This window comes from Phyllobacterium sp. T2-21, from assembly GCF_055378485.1.
The window spans coordinates 98,513-114,573 of record NZ_AP027913.1; the positions used below are offsets into that span (position 1 = coordinate 98,513).

Sequence of the window (16,061 nt, forward strand, 5' to 3'; positions counted from 1 at the left end):
CCAGATTTACCGCATCACTGTCTTGGAAATGACCGGCGCATCAGATTGCGTTGGTCTGAGGCGTCGCCGGTTTTCTGCCGGAGCGAATATAGGCTGACCGATCTTGCTCTGCCGAATGAGCCGAGCGCCGAATCTGCAAAAGATCCTTTCGTGATACCAGGCCCAGAATTTTGCGAGTGCTGCGATCAATGACAGGCACACGGCCGAGATCATTCAGCACCATTCTATCCGCGAGACGCGCGACTACTTCATCGGGATAGCCAACGAGAATTGCGCTATCCGATACGAGCTCGAAGAGCGTCTGATCCTGGTGCGATCCTTCGCTGCTCCATTTCAGCACGTCGGCACGAGACACGATGCCAACAAGCGAACCGTTCGCGTCGGCGAGCGGATAGGACTTGTGCCGATGGTCGTCGGACTGGAAAAAGCGGACTGCCTCATCGACCGACATGGTTGCCGCCAGCGTATCGGCAGGCGCAACCATCACATCAGACACCCGGAGCAGTTCAAATGGATCGACGCTATATTCCCGCGTGATGTGCTGGCCGCGCCGCGCGATCTTCTCTGTCAGGATTGATCGCTTGAGCAGAAGCACCGTTACCGTGTATGCGGAGCCGGTGGCGATCAGCAGCGGCACAAGCATTTCGACATTACCGGTCAGTTCCACGGCAAAGAGAATGCCCGTCAGCGGGGAACGCATGGTTCCGCCCATCATAGCGGCCATTCCCAGCAGGGCCCAGCAACCTCCGACGCCTGGAAGATAATGCCCTTCCAATGAGCCTATCGCGCCGCCCATGATCAGAAGTGGTGCAAGAACGCCGCCCGATGTTCCTGATGCCAGCGCAATGATCCAAATTGCAGCTTTCACGGCAAGCAGAACCCAGACGGTGTGAGCATTCGTGTCGGTGACGAGCAGGTCGCGGATCACATCGTAGCCAACGCCCATGGCGCGCGGCTCGACCAGTCCGCCGAGCCCGATGGCCAGGCCACCCAACGCCGGCCACCACATCCAATGAACGGGAAGCTTCGTGAAGACGTCTTCCACCCTGTAGAGCAGCGAGGTTAAAAGCCCAGAGGCAAGCCCGACCGATATCCCGACACCAACGCAGGCAATGAGCACTGTTGGTGAAAGCGCCAGGCTTGAAAGCAGCGGGAAGAGCGGGCCGTTTCCAAACAGAAGCGGCCGCCATGCGATTGCGACTACCGACGCCACGATGACAGGGATCAGGCTTCGCGGTTTCCATTCGAACAAGAGCAGTTCCACAGCAAGGAGAACGGCCGCAACCGGAGTACCGAAGATCGCCGTCATTCCGGCGGCAGCGCCGCAAACGAGGAGTGTTTTCCGTTCCGCCGCACTAAAGTGGAAACACTGCGCGATGAGAGACCCTATCGCGCCGCCCGTCATTATGATGGGGCCTTCCGCGCCGAATGGGCCGCCCGAACCAATGGATATGGCCGATGACAGCGGTTTGAGGATGGCAACTTTGAGCTGCAGCCTGCTTCCACCGATGAGGATAGCTTCGATGGCTTCCGGAATGCCGTGACCGCGGATTTTCTCCGAGCCAAACCGCGCCATCAGCCCAACAAGCAGTCCGCCCGCGATCGGGATGACAATGGTTGATATGCCCGGGTGGATCCACGCGAGTGATACATCGTCAACGCTGATCCGGTGAAACCAAAGCAGATTTGTGGCGAGGGCAATGAGGCGGATCAACAACCATGCGGCTCCAACGCTGCACGTACCGACAATCAAAGCCATGCCAATGAGTATGAGTACACGGCGATCGGTGGAAAAGTCTCCCGGACTGTGTGCGGGTTGCGGGCCTTGCGCGCTGTTGAGCATGGATGTCAGTGCCTTCAATTTCTGGTAGGGGTAGATCAATGCCAATATATCGTACTACGATATAATACAAGGATTTCCGATGACGCGCAAATCAATGTCGCAGCAATCAAAACTTGACGATGCGGACTATAGTGCGCTGGCACAATTCCGGCGGTCCATTCGCGAGTTTTTGAGCTTTAGCGAAGAAGCGGCGAAGAAATCTGGCCTCACCCCACAGCAGCATCAGGCAATTCTCGCCATTCGCGGCACGCCGGCGGAAAGAGGTTTTTCCGTCGGAGATTTGGCAGCTCATCTCATGATTCAGCATCACAGCGCCGTTGAACTTATCAACCGTCTTGTTTCTGCTCAGTTGGTGGAAAGAGCTGTCGCCGCCGATGATCGTCGCAAGATGCACCTCCATTTAACGCTGCGTGCGCACGAACTTCTGGAGGAGCTTTCCTGGGCGCATGTTTCCGAGTTGAGGCGTCGTGGGCCTGAACTTGCAGACATGTTGAACAAATGGAACCATAACAAGGAATGACGGGCTTGCGTCCCTGCCTGCGGCGATCATGATATCCTGGCCATTCTTGACGGTTGCCGTGTGCGCGAGGATATACGGTCTGCCCCGCAAGTATATTTGCGATGCTGACATTCTAACAATCTGTGTTGCTTTTGTGAAAATGTCATTGCCGGACTGCCACGTGAACAGTCCGGGCGGATTCGTCTTGCGGCCGTCCCCGTTATACTACTCGTTGGGCTAACGGAATTTACCGAGAGTGGTTGTTGGTCCATGTTGAGGGTGAATGACGTCCTGGATCGTCAGCTCATGACGACGCCCGTTGCGGGCAGTCCACGAAATGGATTGCCCAATGGACAAGCCGATCAATGCCGTCCCGATCGGCGTGAGAATAGAGATCTTGCCTTCGGAGATATCCGCTTCTCCCGGGAATACGAGCTTGACGGTTTTGGTGTCATTGGTGGAGGCACTGTAAGTGACTGTCGAACCCATCTGCACCACCTCGGCGGCAATGGAACTATCGGCGACCACCTTGGCGCGATCGAGTTCATCGAGCAGTTCCTCGGAAACTTCCGGATTTTCTGTCATCGAGGTACTCGCCAATGCGGTCAACCTTGAATGATCAGTCTCCGATATCCGGATATTGGGTTTACGTTTAGCCTGTCTCATGTGCTGCATTTGAATGCTCATATCTTTTCCATCGGCACATCGTCCTCATTCGGGGATTCAGTGCCGGCTTTCCGGTGCTATTATTGTGTTGAGAGTGTGTCACAGACGTCGGAGCCAAAGCCCCGGTCACCCTGATCGCAGTCGTAATGTGAAGCCCCGCGACTCGAAGCGTGGGCAACCGAGCCGGGGGTTAATATCCCGCGATGGGGAAAACCCGATACAGATAATCGCAAATGGTTTTGGCGGTATGATACATCGCGATATAGTTGGGTAAGCAATCCCTAAAGTCAACCCGCGACAAAAGCTGGCCGGACGTTGAAAAATTGAAGTACCCAGGTTGAACAGGGCTTTTATTTTGCGGTTTGGGATGGCGACGAACCGAATGCCCACATCGGCTTTTGCCGGATACGTCCAATCATAAACTGCCGCGCCAAAAACGAATGCGCCGTGCGCCGGATTGATGAAATGGTGGTCTGATCTTATAACAGCTGTGCTGAGTTCTTGGATCGTTGGATTGTTGTCACGCACAAACGCTTTCACGGCGTATATTTCGCGACAATCAGCAGCAGGGCTAAGTGCACCTTGTTACCGATCTCGTGGAGACGCAATTGCCGACCATGGAGAGGTTTGGAATTGTGGCAGCGTCGCAGGTCGATCCCTCCACGCTCGTGGACCGTATTCTTTCGGAGGTTGGTACCGGCGGCACGCTGATCGGGCGATCCGAAATAGGTGCCTGGACTACCAAGCCGCAGTGACCGCTCCTTGTGCCGTCTAACCTGCCCTGAACCATTCGATGAATGCTCTCAGCTTTGCCGGCTGAAGGTCACGTGATGGGAAATAGATACGAAACTGTTGCGGTTCTGGTTCATAAGCGTCGAGTACGCTCACCAATTTTCCACTTTCGATACCATCCTCTTCGGTCGGTCGAAAGCGCTGCGCCAGCCCTAGACCAGCGTGCGAAGCCACCGCGAAGTGCCTGTTGTCATCGAGCACGAGAACGGCGGGAGGATCGAGGTGGATGATTTCTTCGCCGCGGCGAAACGTCAGCGGTTCCAGGCGGCCGCTCCCGGGAAAGCGGTAGCGAATGATGGCGTGTCTGTTGAGTTCGTCGAGCGTGCGGGGGACGCCGGCCCGCGACAGGTAGTCCGGGTTGGCGAGCATGGAACGCCGCAGCGGCGGACCGACAGGGACAGAGATCATGTCCAGTTCCAGCGTCTCGCGGAAGCGTATGCCTGCATCGAAACCGCTGCTGACGATGTCGGTCAAGCGGTCGTCCGTCGATAGCTCCAATCGAATCGCCGGATAGCGCCTGACGAAATCGGGCAATGTCGGCAGGATGCAAACCTCAGCGGCGAGCCTCGACAGCGTAATCCTGAGGTGTCCAGATGGTTCGCCGTCAGCCTCCTTGATCGCCTCGACGGCTGTCGAAAGAACGTCGATGGGCCCCTCAATGGTTGCCAGTAACTGGCGGCCGTGTTCGGTCAGGCGGACGCTGCGGCTTGTCCGGTTGAACAATCGTACTCCCAGACGACGTTCAAGCTGGCGAATCGACTGCGAAACAGCCGAAACGGAAATGCCGAGCCGGCCCGATGCCGCGGTGAAACCACCAGCCCGGGCCACGGCGCGGAAGATGGGCAATGCGGCCAGAGTGCTTGGGTCCATCATTAAGTCCTGCTTCATGATCCTTTCAGGAAAGTGCCCATTTTTATATGTGATTGTCGAGGCTAATTCTTCGTTGCGTGGATAAACGGAGATTAAATGATGTCACGAAAGCCAGCCGTTCGGTTCGAGCACAGCGGCCGATGAGAAGCGATACGCTGTTCTGCCGAACTTCAAGCCCAAGGCTATGGGCGGCACAGCAGCGCACATCACCGTCGTTCGGTTGATGTCCCACACGACGGGGCTCGACTGCCGCTTCCAGCAGAAGAGGGACGGAGTCTATGCCAGAGCCGGCATATCCCGGTTCGACGGGATGTTCGGCACCTAGCGCCCTCGCAAACGCGCCAATTATGGAGACCCAAGTGACAGAAGTGCATGATTTTTCCAGCAAGGTGGCCTTGGTAGTGGGCGCAAGCAAGGGCATCGGCGCGGAGACGGCAAGGGCGTTCGCCCGGGCCGGAGCCGCTGTGGTGCTGGCGGCGCGCAATCAAGCGGCTATTGAAGACGTGACCCGCCAGATCGAAGCAGCGGGCGGCCGAGCCCTGGCTGTTGCGGCTGACGTTACGGATCCTCGCAGCATGGAAGCTCTTGTCTTGACAACAATTGACACGTTTGGCCGTCTCGACGCCGCATTCAACAACGCAACCGACGGGCCGGGCCCCGCACCCTTGGCAAAGATAGATGCTGAAGCGTTCGACCAGGGTATTCGCACCAATATTCATGGCACGTTTCATGGGATGAAGTTCCAGATTGCAGCCATGCTGGGAAATGGCGGCGGTACCATAGTCAATATGGCCTCGACAGCCGGTGTCGCGGGCGTCTCGGGCCTTTCCGCCTATGTCGCCGGAAAGGCCGGTATCATCGGTCTCAGCCGCGTCGCTGCGCTTGACTATGCTGATCAGAACATCCGGGTGAATGTGGTGGCCCCGGGCCCTATCCTGACCCACCATCTGGAGGAAGCCGGCCCGGATGTCCAACGCATGGCTGCCATGGCAGTCCCGATGGGACGGCTGGGCTCGATCATCGATGTCGCCAACACGGTGCTCTGGCTTTCGTCGCCGTCATCCGGATTCGTAACCGGAGCGGTGCTACCCGTAGACGGCGGGCAGCTGGCTGGCAGGGTCATCAAATCGACCTTCAGGCGCGATGCCTGACAAGCAACGCTTTCATCGCAAATCCCGAGCAGCGGTCCTGCAAGCATACGCCGCTTGGCGGGATCGATCTGTTGCTGTTCGACCGGCGTAAACCGTCAGTTTCATGCGCCGTGGCGAAACTTCGAGGCTGTTGAGTTTATACCACTCGAATGGGTGGACTGGTTCAATCCTCATCATCAATGCCGTGATTTATCGTCAACAGCCAAGCGTTTTTGGACCAGATTTTGATGCGTTTGCGCACATATTTGGGATAAATGCGCCACCAGCGCATCAGAACTGGCGACGACAGGGCGATTGATTGGACGTAAAACGGACAGCACAAAATCCTGCGCAGGCAAAAAAGGTTTTAATACGAGGCCATGTTTTTCGTAGCTTAACGCGGTAAGCGGATTGATAATTGAAGTACCCAACCCTTTCAGCACCAGTTCGCACACGCTGCTGGCCGATTGCGATGACAGGAACAGCCGTCTTTGCGTGCCAGCCGTGTCGAATATACGTTCCACGCTCAGCCGGTACGGATCCTGAGAGCCGAGACTGATGAAGTTGATGCCCTCAAAATCGTGCGGCTCAACATAGTCACGTTGTGCCAGAGGATGATCCGGCGGCATGATGGCGACGAGCTTGAACACCCATAATATCCGCGATTCCGCATCTCTTTCGGTATAGACGCCCTCGATCAGGCCGACATCAAAATTAAAACCGGAAATGCTCGATTGATTGCGGGGGTCAACAGTACTGATTTGCAGTGTCAAATCCGGATGGGTGGCATTCAACCGCGCGACCGCTTCAGGCAGTATCGTCTGTGCAAAAGCCGGCAGAGAAGCGACCGTCAGCACTTCTTCCGAAGCATCGCGCAGACGATCGATAAAGTCATTGATACGATCCAGACCGATGAATGAGGCTTGCACTTCCTCAAAAAGCTTGAGCGCTCTGGCCGTTGGCACCAGTCTTTGCAGACGCCGTTCAAACAGGCGAAAGCCGATATGTTGCTCCAATCGTGCTAACTCACGCGTGATGGTTGGTTGCGAAGAACCAAGAGCCGCTGCGGCAGCCGTGACGGTACCAAACTTCATGGTGGCGCGAAAAATTTCTACCTGGCGCAAACCGATATGATCTTTGCTCGATCCCACCTTTTGCCCTCCGAAATTGCGGTGATTTTTACCACATCATATCGCAGGCGCATAAAGTTCCAATGATATTTCTATATCAACGAATAAATTTCCATGACTAAATTGCTTTAAAAATAGGGAACATAAATGAACGCCACAGCCCAAATGCCGAAGACGCATCCGGCGTCACGCGCACTATCAGAAGCATTGCTGTCGACAAATGGCGCTCTCGACGAAAGCCGTGTCAGCCTGGCTGCCTGCCTTTTCGATGCTCCCTTACGCCTGGTTGATCCCGGCGCATTCCTGAATTCGTCATGGTTTGGACATCAGGCAATGAAGCCGCTTTATCCGGCAAGTGTCGTGAAGCTGTTTTTTCTCGATGCGTTGGCGGCGTTCCGTGAGGAAGGCCGCCTGGCCGAGGACGCGGAAGATGACCGCGCCGCCGAACAGATGATGGCCATTTCCTCCAACGAGGCGACGGTTTATCTCGTGGGACGTTTGACCGGTGCTGATGATGGCGCCCCTTTGCAGGGAAAAGCGCTGGAAGAATGGTGCGCGGCGCGCCACGGTGTTCAGCAATGGTATGAATCACAGAACCGTCCAGAATTCGCGGGTATCAACGTATTGCATGGCACATATGAGGACAGCCCGTATGGTCGCGCCAAGCAGATCCGCAATGGCAAAAATGGAAATCTTCTCACCGCCTTGTCCGCGGCAGCTTTGATGCACGATATCGCGCGCGGAGCGCGTGCGCGCTCCGATTGGATGATGAGGCTGATGAACCGTGAGTTTCAGCGCCATCCAAATGATGGCGATCCTGAAGGTGATCAGGTCCTTGGCTTTTTGGTCGAGGGTTTGCCAGGGGACGTAATGACGTGGTCGAAAGCGGGTCATACGTCCTGGACCAGGCACGATCTGGTCTACGGGGAAACGCCTGACGGAAAAAGTTTTGTTCTCTGTGTGATGTGCGATGGGGAATGGTCCGCGAACGACAAAAGTTTTCTGCCCAATTTCGCACGGCACTTTTACCGATATGCCTTCCAAAAATAAGCTGACCGTAAAAGCCAATCAATGAAAAAGGGGAAAATCATGAATTATCGCTCGATCATAAAAGCTGCATTGATTGCCGCCGCACTGTCTGCGGCTGTTCCTGCAAGCTCAGCCTGGGCAGATGAGCCGAAGCCCGGCGGTACGCTGCATCTGGCAGCGCCCTATGGCGCCGCCCTCAAAAGTCTTGACCCGCATGCGACTTATACCTCGCAGGACATGGTGGTCTCCAAAGCGTTTCACCGGTCCCTTTATACCTGGGATTCAGCCAAAAACGCGCCTGCTCTTGATCTGGCTGAATTGGTTAAAACCAGTGATGACGGTAAAACCTTCACTTATAAACTGTTTGACAACATCTATTTCCACAATGGCCGTAAGCTGACGACAGATGACGTGGTCTGGTCCTATACGCGTATCATGGACCCGGCAAAGGGCTATCCTGGCGCGGTGCAGGTCGGTACGCTCGTCGGTGCGCAGGAATATTCCAAGGGCGAAGTCAAAGAAATCAGCGGCATTAAAAAGATCGATGACCGCACCTTCTCGCTCACATTCAAAGACCTTGTCGATCCAGGCACGCAATTCTTCGAAGCAATCACAGCCATTCTGCCAAAAGAAGAAGTAGAAAGCGGCAATTTCCTTACCCATCCGGTTGGTCTTGGACCATTTACCTTTGAAAATCACGTCGAAGGTTCAAAAATCTCGGGCAAAAAATTCGACAAATATTACAAGCAGGGCAAGCCCTATGCTGATGCGGTGGATTTCACCATATCCGGCGACAACAGCGCGCTTGATATGGCATTTCGCGCTGGCGAGCTGGATGCCACCGTTCTGTCAGAAAACGCTTATGTCCTTTACAAGGCTGATCCAGAACTTTCCAAGGGCCTGGTTGAAATTTCGGAAGTGTTCACCCGCCATATGGGCCTCAACACTGAAAAGAAGCCATTTGACGATGTGCGCGTGCGGCAGGCAATCAATTATGCTGTTGACCGTGACATCATCATCCACAAACTTCTCAAAGACAAAGCGTATAAGGCAACGGGCTGGCTACCAACTACATCCCCTGCATTTGACAAAGACCGCGCGCCATATCCGTATGATCCCGCGAAAGCCAAGGAGCTGCTGGCCGCAGCCGGCTATCCCGATGGCTTTGAAGTTACAATATCCGTGACGGAAGGTACGTCGAGCCTCGGTGTTCTGGAAGCCATGATGCCATTTCTCAAAGAGGTCGGCATCACCGCCAAAGCCAAGGTCGTGGATTCCAACACGCTCGTTGATGAAATGAATCAGGGATCGGCCATGGCATGGTTTCGTTCTGCGGGCACCGGACCTGATCCGCTCACCACCTTGCGCTGCTTCGACAGCCGTGTAAGCCGTTCGGGTTGTAACCGCAGTGCCTTCAAGGACCCCGCTTATGACGCAATTCTGGATGCGGCGTCGGCTGAATCGGATCCGGCCAAGCGTATCGAGCTTTTGAAGAAAGCGGATGCCTATATTTTTGAAAAGGCGCCAGTCTGGTTCAATAATTACAATAAGGCCGTTGTGGCAACCCAGCCTTGGATTCACGGCGTTGATACCAATGTGACCGAAGCCGCCATCATTGAAGTGGATTCGCTTTGGCTCGACGCTAACGCGCCTGGCCGTTAATCGAGCCGTTGATCCGTTCTGGCAGTCCGGCGCCATGCCGGACTGCCAGAACACCACTCAGTAAGCCGAAAGGCCCTGAGCTCGACATTTCCCGGCAAGGGGTGCTTTTCCGAGCAGCCGCAACATCGGCCGCTTCTCTCTAACCACGATTTATGGATAGTCCTATGTTGATGGTGATTGGCAGGCGACTGCTGCAATCTCTGGTCACGGTTTTTGCCGCAATAACGCTGATCTTCTTTCTATTCAGCGTCATGCCCGGCACATTTGTGTCGTCGCTCTCCAGCGACAAACGCGACATTGACCCGGCGGTTACCGAACGCATCGAAAAGGAACTGGGCCTGAACGATCCGTTGCCACAGCGGTTCGGCAAATATATTTCCGGGCTTGTAACAGGTGATCTCGGCACGTCCTTTTCCACGCAACGCCCTGTCACCGCCATGCTATCCACCCGCATAGTCGCCTCATTCAAACTCGCCGTTGCGGCGATTGCCTTTGCCATTATCATCGGCCTGCCACTTGGCTTTCTGGCAGCCGTGCGACAGGGCACGTGGCTAGATACAACCGCCATGATAACAGCTGTTTCCGGTCTCTCGCTGCCCGGTTTCTGGTTCGGTTTGCTGGCCATGTATTTCATATCGCTCAAACTGGGCTGGCTGCCCACTTTTGGCTATGGCAACGGCAATTTCAAGAATCTGGTGCTGCCTGCCCTGACGCTCGGTATTGCCCCTATGGCACTTTTGGCGCGCACGACCCGCGCGGCCGTGCTGGAAACCATGAATGCTGATTTCGTCCGCACGGCCAGATCAAAGGGAAACTCAGAATTCCGCATTGTCACCAAGCATATAGCGCGCAATGCCTTTGTATTGGTGCTGACGACAATCGGCCTGCAATTCGGCTCCATGCTGGGTGGCTCGGTCGTCATTGAGAACCTGTTTGCGTGGCCGGGCATCGGCTCGCTTTTGACGCAATCGGTTTCCATGCGCGACATACCAACGGTTCAAGGCTGCATTCTTGTGATCGTGCTCTTTTTTCTCATCATCAACACGCTTGTCGATATCGCCTATCTCGCGATCGACCCGCGCATTCGATATCGCTGAGTGCTCATGGAAAAGCGTTCTTTGCAATCATGCAAACATTCTGAACAGAACAGGCAGCACTGATGTTCCGCTCCAATCTTGTCATAGGGCTCACGATCTTTGTGACCATTATTCTGGTGGCGCTGTTTGCGCCATGGATTGCCCATTACGATCCGGTTTCCAACTCCAATCTTCTCTATGCGGAAGAAGCACCAAGTGCGCGGTTCTGGTTCGGTACCGATGAGCAGGGCCGGGATATTTTCTCACGCATTGCCTATGGGGCGCGTATCTCACTTATGATCGGGCTTGCCGTGCAGACGATGAACACCTGCATAGGCGTTCTGCTTGGTCTTTCCGCCGGCTATCTCGGCGGCTGGTGGGACGAGTTTGTGCAAGGCCTGACAAATCTGATGCTATCCATTCCAACCATTGTGTTCGCCTTGGCTCTCATGGCGGTTCTTGGGCCTGGACTGCTCAGTCTGCTGATTGCCCTTGGTTTGACGGACTGGGCCTATAGCTGCCGTATTTCGCGGGCGCAGGTTCTAACGCAAAAGTCACAAAACTATGTGCAGGCAGCCCGCACGCTCGGCTTCGGTAAATTCTACATCATGCTGCGTGAAATCCTGCCGAACATTGGCGGGCCGCTCATTGTGGTGGCCACAATGGGCATCGGATCGGCCATTATGGCAGAAGCGTCACTGTCTTTTCTGGGATTGGGTGTTGTTCCGCCTGCACCGAGCTGGGGCGGTATGCTGGCACGGGCACGCGAGCAGCTCATGGTTGCGCCATGGGTCGCGATTTTTCCGGGAATGGCGCTCTTCATCACCGTGCTCGGCTTCAATATGCTGGGCGACGGCTTGCGTGACCTGCTTGATCCGCACGGGAGGTCAAAACGCTGATGGCTGACAATCCTATTCTGCAGGTCGAAAATCTTTCGATTGCACTGCACGCCAAGGGACAGAACTTTCCCGCGGTAAACCAGGTTGATTTTTCCATTCGAGCCGGTGAAGTGTTCGGGCTTGTCGGAGAGTCCGGCTGCGGTAAGAGTCTGTGTGCCCTGACGATTGCGGGTTTGCTGCGCGACCCGATGAACGTCACGCAGGGACGTGTGCTTCTGGAAGGGCAGGATATAAACCGCTTGCCCAATAAGGATTTGCGCCGTCTGCGCGGAGACCGTGTGGCCATGATCTTTCAGGAGCCGATGACCTCGCTCAATCCTCTGATGACGATTGGCGACCAGATCGGCGAAATGTTCGTGCTGCATAGGGGCATGAGCGCCCGTCAGGCCCGGATCAAAGCCATAGAGGCACTGGAGCAGGTACAGGTTCCAAGCCCGGAACGGCGCATCAAGGATTATCCGCATCAGCTTTCCGGTGGCATGCGCCAGCGCGTGATGATTGCTATCGCGCTGGCCTGCGACCCGGCATTGCTGATTGCCGATGAGCCGACGACCGCACTGGATGTGACCATTCAGGCAGAAATTGTTGAACTCATACTTGATCTGTGCACCGCCCGGGGCACGGCAGTCCTGATGATTTCGCATGATCTGGGACTTGTTGCGCGCATGTGCCATCGGGTGGCGGTTATGTATGCAGGCCACATTGTCGAACAGCGTCCTGCCAGCGAGATTTTCACCGATCCGCGTCACCCTTATACGCATGGGCTTGTAGCCTCTTTGCCGCTCCTCGGCCGTCGTTTGCGGGAAGGCCGCTCCCGATTAACCGAGATCAAGGGTGTCGTTCCGGGCTTGATGGAGCGCGATATCGGGTGCGGTTTTGCTTCGCGTTGTCCGCGTGTCACCGAAGAGTGCAGGGAGGTTATGCCGCCCGCAGCGTCCCTTGATGCGCTGGGTTCGATTAGGTGTTTCCATCATGACTGAACAGATCACCACTTTGACGCCAACAGATAGCGACAAGAACGGCAACACCGCCGAAGTGCTCGCCATTCATGATCTGCGCATTCATTATTCTGTCCGCGAAGGCTTTCGAAAAAAGACACTGAAGGCCGTCAACGGAATCGATCTCTCTCTCAGAGCCGGCGAATGCCTTGGTCTGGTAGGCGAAAGCGGCTGCGGAAAATCCACGCTTGCCGGCGCCATTATGGGGCTCATCCCCATTACGTCCGGCTCGGTGCGTGTGGCAGGGCGGGATGTGCCGACAGCCGTTAAAAACGATCCGCTCGCGCAGGCCCGCAATGTGCAGATGGTGTTTCAGGATCCGTTTGCGTCGCTCAATCCACGCCGTTCCGTGCGAGAGGCTCTTGCCGCGCCTTTGCGTCTCCACGGTATGAAAGATAGTGCGGAGATCGAAGCCCGTGTGACGGACATGTTGGCCAAGGTTGGCATGAAACCTGAAGCGGCGGATCGCAAGCCACATGAGTTTTCCGGCGGCCAAAGACAGCGTATTTGCATTGCGCGCGCCTTGATTGTTCAACCGAAACTGCTTGTCTGCGACGAGCCCGTTTCTGCTCTCGATGTGTCGATCCGCGCACAGATCATCAATTTGCTGCTGGAATTGAAAGACGAACTCGGTATCGCGCTTTTGATGATTTCGCACGATCTGGGTGTCGTTGAACATATGAGCGACCGCATCGCAGTGATGTATCTGGGCCGCATCGTTGAAGAGGGCGTATGGAGTGATATTTTCACCAGTCCGCTGCATCCCTATACGCAGGCTTTGATCGCTTCCATCCCCGATCCCCTGGCCCCCATGACGCGCCAGCGCCGGATGCAGGGTGAAGCGCCATCGCCGCTTAATCCCCCGCCTGGCTGTGCCTTCAATCCGCGTTGCCCTTCCGCATTCGATAAATGCCGCGAGGGCGATATCCCGTCATTTATCAATTCGTCCGGTGAGCATTTTCATCGCGCCCGTTGCCATTTGTTAGAGCAAGGCTAATCCCATGAGTCAAAACCCGTTTATGGTCGGAACACTCGAACAGCCCACAATTGTTGTGCGCACAGGGTATGACCCGCAAACTCCGCATATTGGTCAGCTGACCATAGGTGACTGGACCGTCAAATGCGCCATTGGCCGTAACGGGCTGGTGGATCCGCAGTTGAAACGCGAAGGCGACGGTAAAACGCCGCGTGGCCGTCATCCTTTGCGCTATGGCTTTTATGATCCGACGGTTTTCGGTGACGAGCCTCGTAGCTTCGATTTTCCGTTTTTGCCCAAGCCTGAAAATTACCGCTGGATAGAAGATGCCGACAGCCCCTTCTATAATCAGCTGGTGTTCGAAACGGATGAAACACAAGCTTCACGCCGCGGCGAAAGATTGTTTGATCTGATCATACCTGTCGGCTGGAACGACGCACTGCCTGACGCTCGCGGCGGCTCAGCCATTTTCATGCACACGGCGCGGCCGGATTACAGCGGCACATCCGGCTGCGTGGTCGTCGCGCATGAGCATTTGATGGAACTGGCACGGCGTCTGCGCCCCGGCATGGTCGTTGACATCACGTCAATTGATGATCCGGTGACGCCGCTCGCACCCTTTGTCAGCGCGCCGCCAAAATCCATTGAGAGCGTTACGTTTCACGGCATGAAACCTGGCCCTCGTCTGATTGTCACGGGTTCTGTCCATGGCAACGAGCCAGCCGGCCCTTATGCGATCGGCCGTTTGATCAGTGAGTTTCGTACAGGTCAAAGAGAACTGGAATGCGGCAAAGTTACTTTTGTGCCGGTGGTCAACGGGCTTGCCTTCCGCAAGAATACCCGTATCGGAGACCGCAATTTTAATCGCAATCTTGCGGAAAGTGCCATGCCGCAGGACAATGAAGATCGCGTGGCCAACATCATGTGCCCTCTGCTCCGTGCCCATGATGTGTTGATTGATTTGCATTCTTTCAGCTCGGAAGGCGAAGCTTTCGCACTGATAGGTCCACGGGATAATAACGGATCGCTTGAGCCTTTTGCCCATGAAGCGGCAGAGAATACACTGGCGAAAGCACTTGATCTTCCGCTGGTTGTGCATGGCTGGCTGCCTGCGCATGAAAAAGCACTAAAGCAAAAACGCGATGCAGGCGTAACCGAAGGCCTGTCGTCACTGCATGGGATAGGCACAACTGAGTTTATGCGCTTTGCCGGCGGCTATGGGGTTACTGTTGAATGCGGCCAGCATCTAGACCCGAAGGGGCCACAGGTTGGTTATGACTGCGTCGTCAATGGCATGGCGTCTCTTGGTCTGATTGCGGATGCGCGGCCACAAGCCCAAACACCACGTGTGCTGGAAATTTGCGATGCCATTCTCGCCGATCATGACGAGGATCATCTGGTAAAACAATTTGCCGCTGGCGAACCAGTGAACAAAGGTGAACTCATCGGAAGACGTGCCGATGGCAGCGAGATTTTGATGCCCTATGATGGGGCGATCATTTTCGCCGGGCTAACGGCGCCATTGCACAGCGAGCTTTGCTTCCTTTGCAAACCGAGCGAGCGCCTGCAAAACTAGCGGGATGATCGAGACGGGAGTTTCCGATCTGGCGTTCTGATTTTTGCGGGATTATGCGGCCATTCGTAAGTTGCAGTGCCTTGGGCAGACTCGGTCTGCCCGGGACAAACTGTTGAGGCTCTCCATCTAGCGCTGTGGACATTGACGTTTTAGCCCAGCCGCCGGAGCCGCGTCACAGCAGCCTCTCCTGCACGGCCTGAAATATGGTTCTCACAGTCGGCTGGAGCCGAGACTACGGGCAAGCGAACCATTCATGTGGAGGTACCAAGGGTTCGCTAGCGGTTCGGACGATGGATCCATCGTTTCGCCGGCCAGCTTGACGAGTTCATAGATCGGGGTCGGCGCATCGTCAGTGATATTGACAACACGCCCGTCCATTGCCCCGGTCAGGGCGAGGGTCATGGCCGTGGCAATGTCGCGATGATGGATCATGCTCATCTTTTGAGCCGGATACCATTTGGCATTGATCGCTGCCTCGGGCATCACCCTCCCGACCGGGGTGCGCGTTGTCCGTATTATAGACGTTGCTCGTACTCGACATGATGAAACGCGCTCCGGACGCATGAGCCTTCGTCGCGGCAATGAGGTTGCGCGTGCCTTCGAGGTTGCTCTTCCAGATCAGGTCGGTGTCGGGCGAGCGGAAAACTGCGGCGAAATGGATGATCGCCGAGACGTCCCGCACCGCCCGCACGAGCGACGCAGGGTCAAAGAGGTCGCCCTCCACGGCGGTCACGCCGGCAGGAAGGTTTCTGCCGCTGCGTACGAGCGCGCGACAATCCATGCCTGCCTCCGCGAGGCGCGATAGAAGCCGCGTTCCTACAAGGCCGGTCGCACCGGTCACAAGAATCGTCATGCTTCGCTTCCCTTTTGTGAAAAATTATCGAGCCGCTCGGTCGCCGTCCGGAGCACGCTGAT

Annotated in this window: 14 protein-coding genes and 1 pseudogene; 10 read left to right on the forward strand and 5 right to left on the reverse strand. The window is 55.7% G+C overall.

Annotated features, from left to right (window positions below; genetic code table 11):
* Positions 1–40: 40 nt before the first annotated feature.
* Positions 41–1,843, reverse strand: a complete 1,803-nt coding sequence (locus tag ACZ5FP_RS18600) for a chloride channel protein (protein WP_464663489.1) — start codon at positions 1,841–1,843, stop codon at positions 41–43.
* 79 nt (positions 1,844–1,922) lie between these two features.
* On the opposite strand from ACZ5FP_RS18600, the gene ACZ5FP_RS18605 reads away from it, so the two are divergent.
* Positions 1,923–2,363 (forward strand): MarR family winged helix-turn-helix transcriptional regulator, encoded by a 441-nt coding sequence (locus ACZ5FP_RS18605; RefSeq protein WP_464663490.1) that lies wholly within the window; start codon positions 1,923–1,925, stop codon positions 2,361–2,363.
* Positions 2,364–2,579: 216 nt separating this feature from the next.
* Here ACZ5FP_RS18605 and rnk read toward each other — a convergent pair whose 3' ends face one another.
* On the reverse strand, positions 2,580–3,029 hold the full coding sequence (gene rnk / locus ACZ5FP_RS18610) for a nucleoside diphosphate kinase regulator (RefSeq protein ID WP_464663492.1): 450 nt from the start codon (positions 3,027–3,029) through the stop codon (positions 2,580–2,582).
* 554 nt (positions 3,030–3,583) lie between these two features.
* Between rnk and ACZ5FP_RS18615 the strand changes: the two genes are divergently transcribed.
* Positions 3,584–3,763 carry a hypothetical protein gene (locus ACZ5FP_RS18615; protein ID WP_464663493.1) on the forward strand — a complete coding sequence of 60 codons (180 nt, stop codon included), beginning with the start codon at positions 3,584–3,586 and terminating at the stop codon, positions 3,761–3,763.
* 16 nt (positions 3,764–3,779) lie between these two features.
* Here the strand turns inward: ACZ5FP_RS18615 and ACZ5FP_RS18620 are convergent, their stop codons facing one another.
* A complete protein-coding gene (locus tag ACZ5FP_RS18620; RefSeq protein ID WP_464663495.1) occupies positions 3,780–4,688 on the reverse strand; it encodes a LysR family transcriptional regulator in 909 nt (302 codons plus the stop codon).
* Between the two features lie 341 nt (positions 4,689–5,029).
* Between ACZ5FP_RS18620 and ACZ5FP_RS18625 the strand changes: the two genes are divergently transcribed.
* Positions 5,030–5,821: an SDR family NAD(P)-dependent oxidoreductase gene (locus tag ACZ5FP_RS18625; protein WP_464663496.1), complete on the forward strand. Its 792-nt coding sequence runs from the start codon at positions 5,030–5,032 to the stop codon at positions 5,819–5,821.
* Between the two features lie 176 nt (positions 5,822–5,997).
* Here ACZ5FP_RS18625 and ACZ5FP_RS18630 read toward each other — a convergent pair whose 3' ends face one another.
* Positions 5,998–6,951 (reverse strand): LysR family transcriptional regulator, encoded by a 954-nt coding sequence (locus tag ACZ5FP_RS18630; RefSeq protein WP_464663497.1) that lies wholly within the window; start codon positions 6,949–6,951, stop codon positions 5,998–6,000.
* Between the two features lie 126 nt (positions 6,952–7,077).
* On the opposite strand from ACZ5FP_RS18630, the gene ACZ5FP_RS18635 reads away from it, so the two are divergent.
* The 7 genes from ACZ5FP_RS18635 to ACZ5FP_RS18665 all read left to right on the forward strand — a co-directional run bounded on the left by ACZ5FP_RS18635 (position 7,078) and on the right by ACZ5FP_RS18665 (position 15,146).
* Positions 7,078–7,980 carry a serine hydrolase gene (locus ACZ5FP_RS18635; RefSeq protein WP_464663499.1) on the forward strand — a complete coding sequence of 301 codons (903 nt, stop codon included), beginning with the start codon at positions 7,078–7,080 and terminating at the stop codon, positions 7,978–7,980.
* Between the two features lie 39 nt (positions 7,981–8,019).
* Positions 8,020–9,621 (forward strand): ABC transporter substrate-binding protein, encoded by a 1,602-nt coding sequence (locus tag ACZ5FP_RS18640; RefSeq protein ID WP_464663501.1) that lies wholly within the window; start codon positions 8,020–8,022, stop codon positions 9,619–9,621.
* A 164-nt stretch (positions 9,622–9,785) separates the two neighbouring features.
* On the forward strand, positions 9,786–10,718 hold the full coding sequence (locus ACZ5FP_RS18645) for an ABC transporter permease (protein ID WP_464663503.1): 933 nt from the start codon (positions 9,786–9,788) through the stop codon (positions 10,716–10,718).
* A 59-nt stretch (positions 10,719–10,777) separates the two neighbouring features.
* Positions 10,778–11,596, forward strand: coding sequence for an ABC transporter permease (locus ACZ5FP_RS18650; RefSeq protein WP_464664003.1), 819 nt, complete (start codon positions 10,778–10,780; stop codon positions 11,594–11,596).
* On the forward strand, positions 11,596–12,576 hold the full coding sequence (locus tag ACZ5FP_RS18655) for an ABC transporter ATP-binding protein (RefSeq protein WP_464663505.1): 981 nt from the start codon (positions 11,596–11,598) through the stop codon (positions 12,574–12,576). Before ACZ5FP_RS18650 ends, ACZ5FP_RS18655 begins: the two co-directional genes overlap by 1 nt.
* Positions 12,569–13,591 carry an ABC transporter ATP-binding protein gene (locus ACZ5FP_RS18660; protein WP_464663507.1) on the forward strand — a complete coding sequence of 341 codons (1,023 nt, stop codon included), beginning with the start codon at positions 12,569–12,571 and terminating at the stop codon, positions 13,589–13,591. Before ACZ5FP_RS18655 ends, ACZ5FP_RS18660 begins: the two co-directional genes overlap by 8 nt.
* A 4-nt stretch (positions 13,592–13,595) precedes the next feature.
* Positions 13,596–15,146 carry a L,D-transpeptidase family protein gene (locus ACZ5FP_RS18665; RefSeq protein WP_464663509.1) on the forward strand — a complete coding sequence of 517 codons (1,551 nt, stop codon included), beginning with the start codon at positions 13,596–13,598 and terminating at the stop codon, positions 15,144–15,146.
* A gap of 172 nt (positions 15,147–15,318) precedes the next feature.
* Here ACZ5FP_RS18665 and ACZ5FP_RS18670 read toward each other — a convergent pair.
* Positions 15,319–15,999: pseudogene (locus tag ACZ5FP_RS18670) on the reverse strand (NAD-dependent epimerase/dehydratase family protein).
* Between the last annotated feature and the right edge of the window lie 62 nt (positions 16,000–16,061).